The organism is Bacillus sp. LQ16, from assembly GCF_057784645.1.
On record NZ_CM173491.1, the window covers coordinates 2624795 to 2638945 of the forward strand.

A 14151-nucleotide genomic window follows, 5' to 3' on the forward strand; every position below is an offset into this window, starting at 1 on the left:
TTGAAAGCGGGGGCCAAAAATGAAAAATTTACTTAAAGATTGGAAATATCCTTTATTACTATTGTCCGGAGTTGGTATTGCGAATTTAGGGGCATGGATTTACTTAATAGCACTGAATGTACTTGTCTATAATATGGGTGGCTCAGCCTTAGCTGTTGCTACTTTATATGTAATAAAACCATTAGCTACTTTATTTACAAATGCTTGGTCTGGGAGTATGATTGATCGTTTAAATAAACGGAAATTAATGATTCACCTCGATATATATCGTGCGTTATTTATCGCTATTTTACCTTTACTTCCGTCACTTTGGATTGTTTATGTATTCGTATTCTTTATAAGTATGGCCAGTGCAATTTATGAGCCAACTGCTATGACGTATATGACGAAATTAATTCCAGTAGAGCAAAGACAACGTTTCAACTCATTACGTACTTTAATAGGATCTGGTGCATCATTAATTGGACCAGCAGTAGCGGGGGGATTATTAATTGCAGGTACACCAGAGTTTGCTATATATATGAATGCTATAGCATTTCTCTTATCAGGATTCATTACATTACTTTTACCTAATCTTGATAAGAAAGAAGCTTCGGATACAACAAGTAATACATTATCTCTTACAGTATTAAAAAAAGATTGGAACACTGTTATAAATTTTAGTAGAAAACATGTGTATGTCGTATGTGTGTATTTCTTATTTCAAAGTATGTTCGTATTAGCAACCGCTACTGATTCACTTGAACTATCGTTTGCGAAAGAGGTATTACTACTAACAGATAGTGAATATGGTTTTCTAGTTAGTATAGCTGGTGCAGGATTTATTTTAGGTGCCATAACAAATACAATTTTGTCAAAGAAATTAGCACCTTCATTTCTAATTGGAATAGGATCATTATTCATCGCAATTGGTTATTTAATTTATGCTTTTTCAAATATATTTTTAATAGCTGCTATTGGATTCTTTATTTTATCTTTCTCTATGGCATATGCAAATACAGGCTTTTATACGTTTTACCAAAATAACGTTCCCGTTCATATAATGGGACGGATCGGAAGTATATATGGACTTGTTATTGCGTTAGTAACAATCTTTATTACAATATTATCTGGTGTTGCGACTCAGTTCATTTCTATACAACTTGTAGTTATTGTAGGTTCATTGATCATGTTATTTATTACTATCGTCTTGTGTGTGTTTACTTTATTCCCATCACAATCTAAGTTGTATTCTACTGAATCAATAAAGTGAAACTTTAATCAGGGGGGCATCCCCCACTGATTATCAGCCCTCACCAATCGGGCTTTTACGGGCAGCAGGGTCCCCACTTAACTTCTTTGCTTTCGCTGAATTTTGAGATGGGGGTCCTACTGCCCACAAATAGCGGAATACATTCGAAATGAACTTTGTGTTCTCATTAACAATTTATCGTATTTAATAAGGGGAAAGAACAATACCGAAAGATAAGGGTGGTTGTTGTGATAAAAACAAAAGATGAAATTAATAAAATTGTAAAAGAAATACAAAAGAAAATAGATTTCTCTGGGGTAGTTTTAGTAAAAAAAGAAAAAGACATAATCTATGAAAAAGCAATGGGTTACGCAAACCAAAGTGAATGTATAAACAATACGATACAAACAAGATTTGGCATTGCCTCAGGATGTAAAATTTTCACTGCAATTGGAATCTGTCAACTTGTTGAAAAAGGTGTTATTTCTTTTCATACAAAATTAAAGGATTGTCTAGAGATAAAACTTCCAAACTTCGATGAAGATATTACAATACATCAACTACTAACGCATAGCTCTGGTATACCAGATTATTTTGATGAAAGTATTATGGATAACTTCGAGGATCTTTGGAAACAAACACCTATGTATCTATTAAAGAGCTTAAAAGACTTTTTACCATTATTCCAAAACAGTAATATGATGTTTGCACCTGGGAGTAAGTTTCACTACAACAACGCAGGTTTTATCATACTTGGATTAATAATAGAAGAACAGACGGGACTTAAATTTACGGAGTATATAGAAACAAACATTTTTAATTCGATTGGCATGAATGATTCTGGCTATTTTTCGTTAGATAAATTACCAAGACATACAGCTCTAGGATATATAAAGGACGAAACCAACCAAAATTGGAGAACAAACGCTTACGCTATACCAATAAAAGGAGGGACTGATGGAGGTGCATATGTTACTGCACCAGACATGTTGAAATTTTGGGCGGCACTATTTAATAATGAAATTTTAGGAAAGGAATATACAAAGTTACTTTTAACTCCCCACATTCATGTAAATGATAAACAGTCTTACGGATATGGAATATGGATTGAAACACGAGAAAACAAGGTATTCAAATATCATGTAATGGGATATGATCCAGGCGTCAGTTTTCGCTCGGCCATATATCCAGAATTAGGAATCACTTTAGTTATTCCATCGAATAAAGAGGCAGGACCTGAAAAATTAATGACAGAAATAGAAAGAGCTTTTTAATTATATGGATATAAAAGAAGAGATACGAAAATAATTTAAATGGGTTTATGATTGTTTCTGTTCTGAAAAATATTTTAGTTAACGAGGAACCCTTTATTTATTAAATAAGGGGTTTTTGTAATTCTGCACAATTACATATGTTTATATGGATTTTTAAATTAAAAAACATTACTATATAATTGTAAATTTAAATTATTAATTCATATGAAAGGATGTGTTAACAATTTGTATATGATCAACGGTAGTTTGTTTATTATTTTAGGGGTTATTTGTTATTTAATTGTACGTGGAATATTAATTGGTACAAAAAATAAAAAACATATGATTTGGTGGAAAGAAATAATAAGTTTTTTATTCGTGGTCTACATTTGTATGGTTGTTGCAGTAACTTTATTCCCTTTACCAATCGGTTTTCCTTCTAATATTGAAAATTTGAATCGATCGGTCAATATAATACCATTTGCATCAATTATTAAAGATATCAATCAAATTGGTAGTGCTTATGATGGGGATGCCCTATTTATGATTGGTCTAATTGTAAGAAATGTAGGCGGGAATATTTTATTATTAATGCCTTTAGGATTTTTAGCACCAATCTTATGGGATAAATATACGAAATTCAAAAATACTATTTTATTAGGATTTACTATATCAGTTAGTATTGAATTGCTACAATTAATTCAGTCTTTATTTAGTGGAGTGGGACGTATTACTGATATTGATGATGTAATCTGTAACGTTCTAGGTTCTATTTTGGGATATTGTATTTATAAAATCTTTTTAAAAATGGCTAATAAATGTAACATTCGAGTGTTAGATAAAACTAATTCTAAAGGTGTAAAATTAGTTGATAAATAAAAATTTAAACGAGGTTATGAATATATTAATAAAATTATTGAAGACGTACTTTTTAATTGTACGTCTTTTTATTTTTAAAAATAATGCTTAAGGCTGATGAGGAATCACATTTCCCATCTTACAATTGAAAGTAGCTATCGTATTTCAAGTATGGAATGAAAAGGGGAGAATATAATTTTTAAAGATAAACAAGTTTATGGGAGGATTCTAAATGGATATTTTACTTGTTATTCTTATTATTGTTTTGATGCAAAGTAAAGAACGAAAAGTGAAAATAAACCGTATTTGGCTCATTCCGGCTTTGTTGTGCTTTGTAACAATCCAGTCCATTATTCATGCGGGACAAATAACTTTGTTGCAAGGACTACTGTTTGTTGTAATGCTTGGAATCGGCCTAGGTCTTGGAATTATACGAGGAAGAGCTTTAACATTTCGAGTAGATAGTGAAACAGGTCATGTACTACGAAAAGGAAATTGGGTAAGTACAATAATCCTTCTTGTTATTTTAGGAGCAAAAATTATAATTAAACAAAGTATGTTTTCTGGTAGTACACACCAGACATTAATGGTTGTAACAAACGCCTTTTTATGTATTACATTAGGCACCGTGATTAGTAGATGTTATTATATTTGGAAAAAATATAATGAATTAACACAAAAAGCGTAAATACATTCATCCCTTGTTTAACATTGCTAAGAACGGTAATACTAATTAACATTGAACTTTTATAACAAGGGATGATAATATGATATACATTTACACAGACTTCGGCGGCACACATACAACTTCACTTGCTGCAGCGTATCATTTAAATAAATTACCAACGGATCGTAAGTTAACGAAAGAAGAAATTTTGAATGTAGATTACTTTAATAAATTGAAAACAGAAGATATGGGAAAAATTATTTTTCATGGAATTGATGAACATGGTCATCCTGTATATACGATTGGATGTGGCGCATCAAAAGTTGTTGTACCTGCGATGAAGCATTTAGGAGAAATCTTGCAAAAACATTATCAAAGTCATGAAAAAATTATTTTTTCTAATACATCACCAACCGTACCTTTACCAATGACTTTTGGTGGTCTGTTTTCTAGAAGGTTCCATATCGATTTTATTGGCGTACCGTTACTCGTATGGGGAGCAAAAATTTGCTGTGATAATATACAAAGGCTTGTTAGTTATACTAAAGAAGCTGGACGATTAACGAATGATTATGTTGTAATTTTAGATAATGAAACTTTTAAATAGTATATGATAAGAAGAAAATCGAGCAAATTCCTTGATTTTCTTTTTTATTTGTGAAATAGACAAGAAATAGTCACATTTAATATGCATCTACTATAGCCAAAACAATAAAGTCCTGTTACTATTACAGGGATATTCTCTTTTTATAACATAAATATATAGAAAAATTAGAAAAGAGGAATTGAATTAAGGGAGGAACAACATGAAGCGTGTTGCTTGGATTACTGATAGTACAACTGCGAATTTTAAAACAGAAGGAGATAACTTTGTTATCCCAATCGAAGTTATTATTGATGGAATGTCGTACAAAGATTGTGAAGAAGGTGTACGTGAACGTGTTTATAATGCGTTAAACGAAGGTAAAACAGTCACTACTTCACAACCTAATATTGGGGAAATGGTAGAGTTATTTACGAAATGCAAAGAAGAATATGAAGAAGGATTTGCAGTTGCTATTAGCGGAAAAGTAAGTGGAACCTATCAAAATATGAAGCTAGCTGCAGAAATGGCAGGTTTTCCATTAACGGTATTAGATAGTGAAACAACAAGTTATCCAATGGATGAACTAATTAGAAAAGCGAAATCGTTATACAATGATGGTATGACTTTACAAGATATACACAAAACATTAGTAGATGAAAAAAGAAGACCTTTTCATGTATTCCCAAAAAGCTTAAAAGGTTTATATGCAAGTGGTCGTGTAAAGGGCATTCAATTTTTACTTGGAAGTTTATTAAGTGTTAACTTAATATTAGAAGTAAAAGGTGGAGAGCTTTTACTTGAAAAGAAAGTTCGTAAAATCCAAAAATGTCGAGAATATATTAAAAATGAACTTGAAAAAGAATTACCAAAAGTACTTCATATGTTCCATGCTAATGATAAAGATGGAGCCGAGGAATGGATTGCAGATATTAGACAAGCATTCCCTGAAATGGATTTCAAATTATATCCATTACCAATTTCATTTGCGGTTCATGCAGGTGAAGGAACAATAGCAATTAGTTATTAAAGTAAAACCCGTGAATTATTCACGGGTTTTTTATTTAATTAAAATGAAATTAGAATACAGAAGCTTAGGAATATTGGATATAAAATATGATAAATACGAGGCATAAGCAAGTTTACAATTTTCATGTCAACACTACAAACTTGACATGTTTATTAAGAAAGAGTGAGAATGAAAATATAACACTTATCCGATACATTCAGGGGATATTAGAATTGGATTTATTTTTAAGGGGGATGTTTAATGAAACCGGAAATAATTATCAGAAATTTCTTTAAAGAAGTGCGTTCAGGGATTAATCCAGATTTTTCAAATCGATATATGGCAGATAAAGTATTGGCACATCAAGTTATATCTGAAGAGGAACAAACAGTATACAGATCGCCGAAAGACTACGCTGAGCATGTAAGAGAGATGATTGAAGTATATGGGAATTTTTCTTTAGAAATTCAAGAATTATTAGTACAAGATAGTAAAGTATATGTACGCTGGAAACAAGTAGGTACACACATAGGAGAAATAGATGGGTATGAACCTACAGGTCTCCCTATAATTCAAATAGCAAGTGCAGTGTATAGAATAGAAAACGGGAAAATTTCAGAGTATTGGATTCAAATTGATAGATCAGGAATTCAAAATCAATTAGAATACAATAAAAATATTCAATAAATTATCTTTAAGAATAATAGGAAAAAGCATAAAAACAAGATTTTTAAAACGATTATTTCTGTTACATAAAGGATACAAATCAATGTACTTTTTTACTGAAAGATTCATTCAAATTAATAAAAAGAGAGCTTTTTTTAATAAATCTTTTAAAATATGCTCTCTTTTATTGTTTCTATGTGTACTGACATCAGTTTGATGTAACATTATTATACAGTAACAAGAAATATAGGCATCTGTTTATGAACCAAAAAAAAAATAGCGACAATGGTTCATATGGTTTAAATTCGGTATACGCTAGTTAATAATGAAAATAATAGAATCAATTTGTAATGTCTATTTCGTTTTGCACTGTAAATCATTCATATTGAGTAATAGAATTGTAGAAATATATAATAGAATATTCGCACTAATATTTATACAGCTACAATCTATTTACATATAAGGTTATTAGGATTATATTAAAAATGAAAGAGAAAACAATAGATGGAAGGGGATGTTTTTTATGTTTAAAAAAGCAGCACTAGGGATTTCATCGTTAGCAATCACAGCGTTCGTCGGATTAGGAATGGCAACAGAAGCTTCAGCTGGACCAGCAGCACCACTTACTTCACTAAACGTCGTACAAGTAGAGTCTGAGCTAGGCGGGGTAGAAACAATTAATCAGAACAGCTTCAGCACATCGCGTAACCACGGGGGAAAATACTTATATATTACAACGAAAGAAATGGGCTATGGCCAAAACCCATTTGCTAAAATGAATGGTTCTAATGTAAAAAGTATTGATTCCACTATAATTGGCGGAAGACCAATCGTTGGCTGGTATTATAAATGGGATGCTTCTGGACACCAACAAGGAACTTTTGAGTACCAAAAGACATCTATAAATGCACCATTTAATACAATGCGTACATCAATTTATATCCAATAATTTTGAAAGCGTTCGCACATATAGAATAGTAAAAAAGGTACTTCTAGGAGTACCTTTTTTGATTTGAATCACGTTCATCTATATTTACAATCCTGATTTCACAGCAAGAATACTACCCATAAAACAAAATCCTTAAACGTCTATAAAATTAATATGAACGCGTAGTACAAGTCCACTACAGTTAAAGTACGTAACTTTACATATTTCAACTCAATGAAGAAGGAAGAAACTGTAGTACTTACGCCGCAGTTTTTAAGTCACCCATGAACTCACAGTTTTTAGATATATAAACATAAACGTACTACCTGCTCCTCTTTTTTAAATTTAAAATTAAAAAAGAGGAGCTAAACTTATATAAGCTTAGCTTGATGGGTATGTGGCGTAACTTTAAAATTAATTACATCTTTTTCATAACATAAATAATTTTGTATAGGGAGATGAAAGGATTTTTTAAAATAATAAAGAAGTATGTATAAACAAATATATAAATGGTAGTGATTAGGATGAAAATCAGTAAGTTTGCAGAAGTAAATAATGTAAGTGTAGATACGATTAGACATTATATGGATCTCGGACTCGTTATTCCCGAGAAAAAAGGAAGTCACTATTTTTTTGACGAGTATTGTCAAAAGGATATAGAACTTATATTAGAGTACAAATGGCTAGGGTTTAGCTTGTATGAAATTAAAGAACTGTTTCTTTATAAAAATTTAGGGAAATCCTTAGACTATGAAAAGGATAATTTTTATCAATCTTTATTTAAAGTAAAATATGAAAAGATTGAACAAGAAATAAAAACTTTAGAGGAACGAAAATGCAAATTAAAGGAAGTGTTACATAATTTATCTATAGAAACTGAAATTTCGAGTTCAATTTTAGGGGTAGATTTAAAAGTACTTCATTTATTTAAATGTGTTAAGTGTAACGGAAATTTAATTCTTGAAGATGGCATTATTAATAAGAATAAAATTATTGAGGGAAAGTTAATTTGTAATTGTGGTGAAAAATACACGATTATTTCAGGGGTTTTAACAGCGGGTAACTCATTGAAAGCGTATGAAAAGAAATCACTTGAAGATTCTATTTCGGATTATATTCATGAAACTGATACTGCTTTTTTGGAAAATGTTCAAAGAGGAGGGGAATGGGCGAAAAAGAAACTAATGCAATTAGATTTAAATGAAAAAATACTACTTGATTTAGGGTCTGGTATTGGGTTCTTTTTACGAAATATTTATGAAGAACTACCGGAAGAGTGTTTATATATTGCTGTTGATCGAGATTTGAATAAACTTTTACTTTTAAAAGATGTAATTGAGAGAAGAAATGTGAAAAGAAATATGTTATTTATCTGTGCCGACTTTCTAAACATACCTATTCAGAATAATTCTGTTGATATTGTAATCGATCAATCAGGTACAAGTAATTATAGTTTTGAACATGAGGAGTTCTTATTGTGCGAATTAAATTCCCTTTTTAAACACAATTGTTATTTATTAAGTTCATTTATTTTATTTAATAAATTTAGTATAAATAGCCAAATTGCACCTAGACTCAGAGAAAATTTTACATCTGCAAAAGTAACAAAAGAAATCGAAAATTTACAGTTTCAATCTATTGATGAAAGTACTTCAAATTATTTGATACGAGGGGGAAGGTACGAAGATTTCTTTGTTCAAGGAGAAGAAATTTATACATATTCATTTTTCGGAAAAAGATGGGGTTAACCCCATCTTTTATTTATTTCCCCTTAAAAATTTTCAAATAGTACATATTGCTATTGGGTTGACCCAAGAACTTACAATGTACGTAACACAAAGTTAGGCAGGGGGAAAAGTGATGGGAAGTTTACGATTACATATAGAAAATGAAAAAAGAAACCAAGAACTAAGAAATATTTGTTTATATTCAATTGCAAAAACAGTATCACTATTTGGTAGCTCTATTTATAGTTTTGCATTAGGATTGTATGTTTTACAAATAACCGGATCTGCGTTAAATTTTGCAATTTCGCTCATATTAGGAACGATTCCAATGATTGTTATGAATCCATTTGCCGGTGTCATTGCTGATAAGGTTGATAAAAAGAAACTGGTTATTTGCATGGATTTACTAAGCGGATGCTTATTAATAACTGTTTATATATTAAGCAGCTATTATGGATTAAACTTATTCATCATTTATACTACTACCTTTCTTATGACAGTATTTACAACTTTTTTTGGAATAGGTTTAGAGGCCGTAAAACCGAATATGGTCACTAAAGAGCGGTTAATGAGTATTAATTCTATAAGTAAAATTATCGATTCTATATCTTTAATTCTAGGGCCTATGTTAGGGGGGATTGTTTTTGCAGTCTTTGATATTAAAATTTTTATAATTATAAATGGTATTTCATTTATCCTTTCGGCTATTTCCATATTGTTTATTAACTTTAAATTGTTTGAGCAAAACATAAATGAGGAATGTTCAATTAGAGAAATTAATTTTATTGAAGATATAAAGGAGGGATACTCTTATTTATTGGAGCGGAAAAGCTTAAAAAATACTTTTAGTATTTTAATTTCTCTTAATTTCTTTTTAGGGTTTGCTGTAACTGTTCCATTGCCATACATTATTAATACAGTTCTCGATCTTGGTTCTAAACAATTTGGTATGATTCAAGGGACTTTTCCAGTAGGCATGATAATTGGTGCGATTTTAGTAAAAAAGATAACCGATCGTTTTTCTTACGCTTATCTTTTGAAAAAGTTAAGCTTTATGTTGGCGGTTTTTATGATTATTTCAGGAATTCCAGTTTTATTCAAAAGTTTTGAGGTAAATGATTTTGTATACGTTATTACCTATTGTGTTGTTATGTTCTTTTTAGGACTAATTATAGTGCTTATTGATATACCTATAGCTTATTTCATGCAAAAAGAGATTCCTGATGAATATAGAGGGAGGGTTCTCAGCATTGGATTAAGTATAAGTAAAATGATGCTTCCTATAGCAATGGCGCTATCCGGTCTATTATTAAATTATATTCCAGCCTACATGATTACAATTGTAGGGGGAATCTTATATTTAATAGTAATTAAAGTTTCATCGAATTGTTTCATATTAGAAGTTCACTCGAAAGATTATAGCGCTTAGTAGATCTTAGATTATTTATAGAATGGATACTACTACATTTTTCAAGTTAAGAAATGCAAATACTATAAAACGAAAAAATGGGCTGATTTCCCATGAACAATTTTGAAAAGATTACATATTCGTTTTGGAGAATACTTTAAAATTGTAGGTTGAGGGGATGAATATCGTTCCGAAATACAATAATAAAATTTAACTTTGTTGATTGACCTTCCCCTTACAGGAAGCAGTATATTTAAAATAATTAAATACAGGAGGTGAGTATTATGCTTTCAATTGGAGAGTTTTCAAAAATATCTCATCTTACAATGAAGACGCTGCGCTATTATGATGAAATTGGGCTTTTAAAACCAGCTTTCATAGACGCTAAGAATGGCTATCGCTACTATGATATTTTCCAATTAGAAATAGCCTTATTGATTACACGATTAAAAACTTATTTATTTTCGCTGGAAGAAATTAAGGATATTTTAGAAGATCGGGAGAATACTGAATTGCTTAACTCTAAAATGAAAGGCAAACAAGAAAATCTAACACAGCAGATAACATATTATTCTTCTTTATTAAAAAAATTAAAGCTTGATATTCAACAATTAAATGAAGAGGAAAGTATCATAGGTTACTTAAATCGTATTGAGATTAATCTTGTAAATCACTTAACCTATAATATATTATCTCAGCGAAAACAAATTAATACCGCTGATTTCCTAACACACTTTAATGAGTTGTTTAGTAAAATTTTATTTGAAAATTTATTACCTAGTGCAAAACCACTTGCTATATTCCATAGTTCAGAATATGTACCTGAAAATTATGATGTTGAAATTGCGATTCCCCTTGCAGAAGCCACAAATAAAACAAAAGTGTTTAATCCCGGTCTTTGCGCAATGGCTACGCTTATTGGTTCTTACGAAGAATTACCTTTTATTCATACAAAGCTACATGTTTGGATTGAAGAAAATAATTATAAACTGAATGGAGCTCCGTTTGAAGTTTATAAAACGAATCCTTATAGCACACAGGAGGAGAATAATATCATAGAAGTTTATTTTCCTATAAAATGAATAAAGGAAGGAGCGTATCACAATGTATGGTATAAACCGGCCAACAATAAAAGAAAAAATATTAATTTTAGTTACTGAGATTATTTATCTAGTCATTGCGTATTACTTACTTTTCATTACTTATTTCAAACCAGGCATTTCAATAGGGCTGTTTATAGCTTTGATTATCACCGCTTTACGATTAACGGCTATGATGTTTATATGGTTGCCTAGAGGGATTTCATGGCAAGAAGCCATTATGAACAGTATTGCTTTTGGAATTTATTATTTAGGTTTTCCAATCTTAATGATTACTAGTAATCAGGATCCTAATTTAATATTACTTACAATAGGTTGGATATTGTTTTTAGGAGGAAGTATGTTAAACACAGTTTCAGAGCTACTTAGAAAATCCTTTAAAGACAATCCTGTAAATCAAGGTAAGCTATATACAGGTGGTTTATTTAAATATGCGATTCATATTAATTATCTGGGGGATTGCCTTTGGGTGTTAGGTTTAGCATTTATCGCTAGCAATATTTATAGTTTATTTATACCTCTAGGCCTGTTCTTTGTATTCGTTTTTGAATATATTCCAAAATCTGATGGTTACTTACAGAAAAAGTATGGAGAACAATTTACAGTCTATAAACAGAAAACAAAAAAATTAATACCGTTTATTTGGTAAATCAGTTTCATAAATTATAAAAAGCGCAGGATCAGCATCCTGCGCTTTTCTATCGTAATTCAGCGGTTTTTCTAATGACAATCTTATCAATATCATCTTCTTCATCACCAATAAATAATCCGCGTTCTTTTAAATATGCTTCAAAATATAAATCTGCTTCAGCGCGTTCGTCATATGGCTTTACAGAGAGAACGAAACCTAATTTGTTTTGTTCTTCTAAGTGAGAAGTGGAGATGTAAGCCGGTACATTATGGCGTAAAAAGAGTTCTTTAACTGGAATAATCATATCTTTCATTAATTTCGTTAGCATACCCATTTCAAACTCGAAATTAAAGCGATCTATACTAGATAAATCAGCGAATACTACACCGATAAAACCTGTATTAAATACTTCTTGATATTCTACATCTTCATCATGGCCGCCATAAAAATTCTTTTCGATTAAATAATTTACAAAATAAGCAATGCCATCACTTTGTTCAAATGGTTTCGTTGAAAGAACAAAACCAATTTTCTTTTGTTTATGTAAATACACACATGACATGTATGCTGAAATGTTATGTTCTTTAAATAAAGCACTTGTTGCTCCAGAGAGACCATCTAGTACGTGATGAACAATTTGAAGTTTTTTACGAGCGAAATAATAGGATTTCTTTTGTAACTCCAATGTATCAATAAAGACAGAGCCGATAAAGCCTGTATTTGAAATAATAGGTGCTTGCTTTTTTCTTCCTCTGCGCTTTAATGGAGCCATTGTTAAAATCATCCCTTCATGTACGTTTAAAATAAAAAGAACGTTTGTTCGTATATTTATATTTTACTATTAAAACGCTATAAAGTAAAGGGTTTTTGATGAAAATATAACAAAAAAGACACCTTATAAAAGGTGCCTTAAACGCTGTAAGGGATAGGGTTTACCCTAACTATTTATATTATGATACAGAAACAATCTCTTCTGTATCTTCTACATCTAAATGACAGTCCATAGTACGAACATCTTGATCTTCATGACTTCCGAAATAAATAGTAATTTTCATATGTATCGCTCCTTTATTCTAGGAATACCTAAAATAATTACTAGTAATGTTAATATTTATTATATACCACTTTTTTCATTCCGACAACGTTATATCATTTTTAATTATTTTAAACTATAGAGCACAATTTAAAGAGGTACTTTTTATAGAAAATGGTAAATTTCTAATATGTTATATTTAATATAGAAAAATTCGAGTGTTACTTTTTATGAAAAGGAGAACAATTGATGAATTATAAACAACTACTACTAGATAACTTTGCATTTAAAACTTCATATGTTGCACAATTTGTGCCCGGAATGAGTATAAAAAAAACGAAAGATTATATTGCTGTTGATTGTGGATTACCTGCCGATACATTTAATATCATCACTCTACTAAACAATAATTTAACGGAAGGGATCGAGAAATTATATAAAGAGGTAGAATACTATTATCAAAGAAATTTTCCAATGAGTGTTTGGTTATGGGATGAGGAGCAAGAGCGGGATATAAAAAGTGAGTTAATTAAAATCGGTTTAAAAGAAGTGGAACAGAATATTGCGATGGTAGCAGACTTAAAAACAATTTCCCCAACAATAAACATGCCAGTAAGTTTTACTATTCAACAAGCATCTTCACCTGGACAAATAAATAAATTTGGAGAAACGTTAGCTGATCTATTCGGCACATCAGAAGAAGGTATACATGTACAAGCATTCTATAATCAAATTTCTAATCTTGATATATGTAACAGTGAGAATATGAAATTATTTTTAGGGTTATATGAAGGTGAAGTCGTAACTGTTGGTTCATTGATATGTTCAAAAGATAGTATTGGTATTTATGACATAGCAACGAAAGAAGGAATGAGAGGACGAGGGTTCGGATCTGCTATGTTCAATTTCCTGCTGCAAGAAGCACATAAATTTAAAAATACGTATTGTGTATTACAAGCTTCACCCGATGGAATCAATATTTATAAAAAATCGGGATTTCAAGCTATCGGCAAAATGACTGTATTGGAAAATCGACATTTAATTGAGTAAATCATTC

At 30.5% G+C, this 14151-nt stretch carries 14 protein-coding genes; 13 read left to right on the plus strand and 1 reads right to left on the minus strand.

Translation table 11 applies throughout. The annotated features are described in order from the left end of the window. Positions 1 to 19 precede the first annotated feature (19 nt). The 12 genes from AC3EMB_RS13065 (at position 20) to AC3EMB_RS13120 (ending at position 12079) form a co-directional block, all read left to right on the plus strand. On the plus strand, positions 20 to 1252 hold the full coding sequence (locus AC3EMB_RS13065) for an MFS transporter (protein ID WP_086395533.1): 1233 nt from the start codon (positions 20 to 22) through the stop codon (positions 1250 to 1252). A gap of 227 nt (positions 1253 to 1479) precedes the next feature. After that, positions 1480 to 2505, plus strand: coding sequence for a serine hydrolase domain-containing protein (locus AC3EMB_RS13070; protein ID WP_488517751.1), 1026 nt, complete (start codon positions 1480 to 1482; stop codon positions 2503 to 2505). A 225-nt stretch (positions 2506 to 2730) separates the two neighbouring features. Continuing rightward, positions 2731 to 3363, plus strand: coding sequence for a VanZ family protein (locus tag AC3EMB_RS13075; protein WP_488517752.1), 633 nt, complete (start codon positions 2731 to 2733; stop codon positions 3361 to 3363). A gap of 211 nt (positions 3364 to 3574) precedes the next feature. Next, complete coding sequence (locus AC3EMB_RS13080; RefSeq protein WP_016081410.1) at positions 3575 to 4030, plus strand: CcdC protein domain-containing protein; 456 nt, start codon at positions 3575 to 3577, stop codon at positions 4028 to 4030. A gap of 79 nt (positions 4031 to 4109) precedes the next feature. Continuing rightward, positions 4110 to 4616 carry a DUF3189 family protein gene (locus tag AC3EMB_RS13085; RefSeq protein WP_000639421.1) on the plus strand — a complete coding sequence of 169 codons (507 nt, stop codon included), beginning with the start codon at positions 4110 to 4112 and terminating at the stop codon, positions 4614 to 4616. A gap of 199 nt (positions 4617 to 4815) precedes the next feature. Next, on the plus strand, positions 4816 to 5622 hold the full coding sequence (locus AC3EMB_RS13090; RefSeq protein WP_000831923.1) for a DegV family protein: 807 nt from the start codon (positions 4816 to 4818) through the stop codon (positions 5620 to 5622). A gap of 240 nt (positions 5623 to 5862) precedes the next feature. Then, positions 5863 to 6288 carry an ester cyclase gene (locus AC3EMB_RS13095; RefSeq protein WP_488517753.1) on the plus strand — a complete coding sequence of 142 codons (426 nt, stop codon included), beginning with the start codon at positions 5863 to 5865 and terminating at the stop codon, positions 6286 to 6288. 502 nt (positions 6289 to 6790) lie between these two features. Continuing rightward, entirely contained in the window at positions 6791 to 7216 is a 426-nt protein-coding gene (locus AC3EMB_RS13100) for a DUF4879 domain-containing protein (protein WP_000472916.1), read from the plus strand. 503 nt (positions 7217 to 7719) lie between these two features. Then, positions 7720 to 8943, plus strand: coding sequence for a MerR family transcriptional regulator (locus AC3EMB_RS13105; protein WP_095690787.1), 1224 nt, complete (start codon positions 7720 to 7722; stop codon positions 8941 to 8943). 112 nt (positions 8944 to 9055) lie between these two features. Further along, positions 9056 to 10351 carry an MFS transporter gene (locus AC3EMB_RS13110; protein ID WP_488517754.1) on the plus strand — a complete coding sequence of 432 codons (1296 nt, stop codon included), beginning with the start codon at positions 9056 to 9058 and terminating at the stop codon, positions 10349 to 10351. Between the two features lie 263 nt (positions 10352 to 10614). Then, on the plus strand, positions 10615 to 11412 hold the full coding sequence (locus tag AC3EMB_RS13115; protein WP_069355700.1) for a MerR family transcriptional regulator: 798 nt from the start codon (positions 10615 to 10617) through the stop codon (positions 11410 to 11412). Between the two features lie 22 nt (positions 11413 to 11434). After that, positions 11435 to 12079 (plus strand): methyltransferase family protein, encoded by a 645-nt coding sequence (locus AC3EMB_RS13120; protein WP_488517755.1) that lies wholly within the window; start codon positions 11435 to 11437, stop codon positions 12077 to 12079. A 49-nt stretch (positions 12080 to 12128) separates the two neighbouring features. Here the strand turns inward: AC3EMB_RS13120 and AC3EMB_RS13125 are convergent, their stop codons facing one another. Then, positions 12129 to 12833 (minus strand): hypothetical protein, encoded by a 705-nt coding sequence (locus AC3EMB_RS13125; protein ID WP_053564316.1) that lies wholly within the window; start codon positions 12831 to 12833, stop codon positions 12129 to 12131. A gap of 510 nt (positions 12834 to 13343) precedes the next feature. Here AC3EMB_RS13125 and AC3EMB_RS13130 point away from each other — a divergent pair. Beyond that, complete coding sequence (locus AC3EMB_RS13130) at positions 13344 to 14144, plus strand: GNAT family N-acetyltransferase (RefSeq protein ID WP_053564315.1); 801 nt, start codon at positions 13344 to 13346, stop codon at positions 14142 to 14144. Positions 14145 to 14151 lie beyond the last annotated feature (7 nt).

Bases quoted from the DNA above. Each gene is read 5' to 3' on its own strand.
- AC3EMB_RS13120 (WP_488517755.1), top strand. From the start codon at position 11,435: ATGTATGGTATAAACCGGCCAACAATAAAAGAAAAAATATTAATTTTA.
- AC3EMB_RS13085 (WP_000639421.1), top strand. From the start codon at position 4,110: ATGATATACATTTACACAGACTTCGGCGGCACACATACAACTTCACTT.
- AC3EMB_RS13090 (WP_000831923.1), top strand. From the start codon at position 4,816: ATGAAGCGTGTTGCTTGGATTACTGATAGTACAACTGCGAATTTTAAA.
- AC3EMB_RS13095 (WP_488517753.1), top strand. From the start codon at position 5,863: ATGAAACCGGAAATAATTATCAGAAATTTCTTTAAAGAAGTGCGTTCA.
- AC3EMB_RS13105 (WP_095690787.1), top strand. From the start codon at position 7,720: ATGAAAATCAGTAAGTTTGCAGAAGTAAATAATGTAAGTGTAGATACG.
- AC3EMB_RS13130 (WP_053564315.1), top strand. From the start codon at position 13,344: ATGAATTATAAACAACTACTACTAGATAACTTTGCATTTAAAACTTCA.
- AC3EMB_RS13080 (WP_016081410.1), top strand. From the start codon at position 3,575: ATGGATATTTTACTTGTTATTCTTATTATTGTTTTGATGCAAAGTAAA.
- AC3EMB_RS13115 (WP_069355700.1), top strand. From the start codon at position 10,615: ATGCTTTCAATTGGAGAGTTTTCAAAAATATCTCATCTTACAATGAAG.
- AC3EMB_RS13065 (WP_086395533.1), top strand. From the start codon at position 20: ATGAAAAATTTACTTAAAGATTGGAAATATCCTTTATTACTATTGTCC.
- AC3EMB_RS13110 (WP_488517754.1), top strand. From the start codon at position 9,056: ATGGGAAGTTTACGATTACATATAGAAAATGAAAAAAGAAACCAAGAA.
- AC3EMB_RS13125 (WP_053564316.1), bottom strand. From the start codon at position 12,833: ATGGCTCCATTAAAGCGCAGAGGAAGAAAAAAGCAAGCACCTATTATT.
- AC3EMB_RS13100 (WP_000472916.1), top strand. From the start codon at position 6,791: ATGTTTAAAAAAGCAGCACTAGGGATTTCATCGTTAGCAATCACAGCG.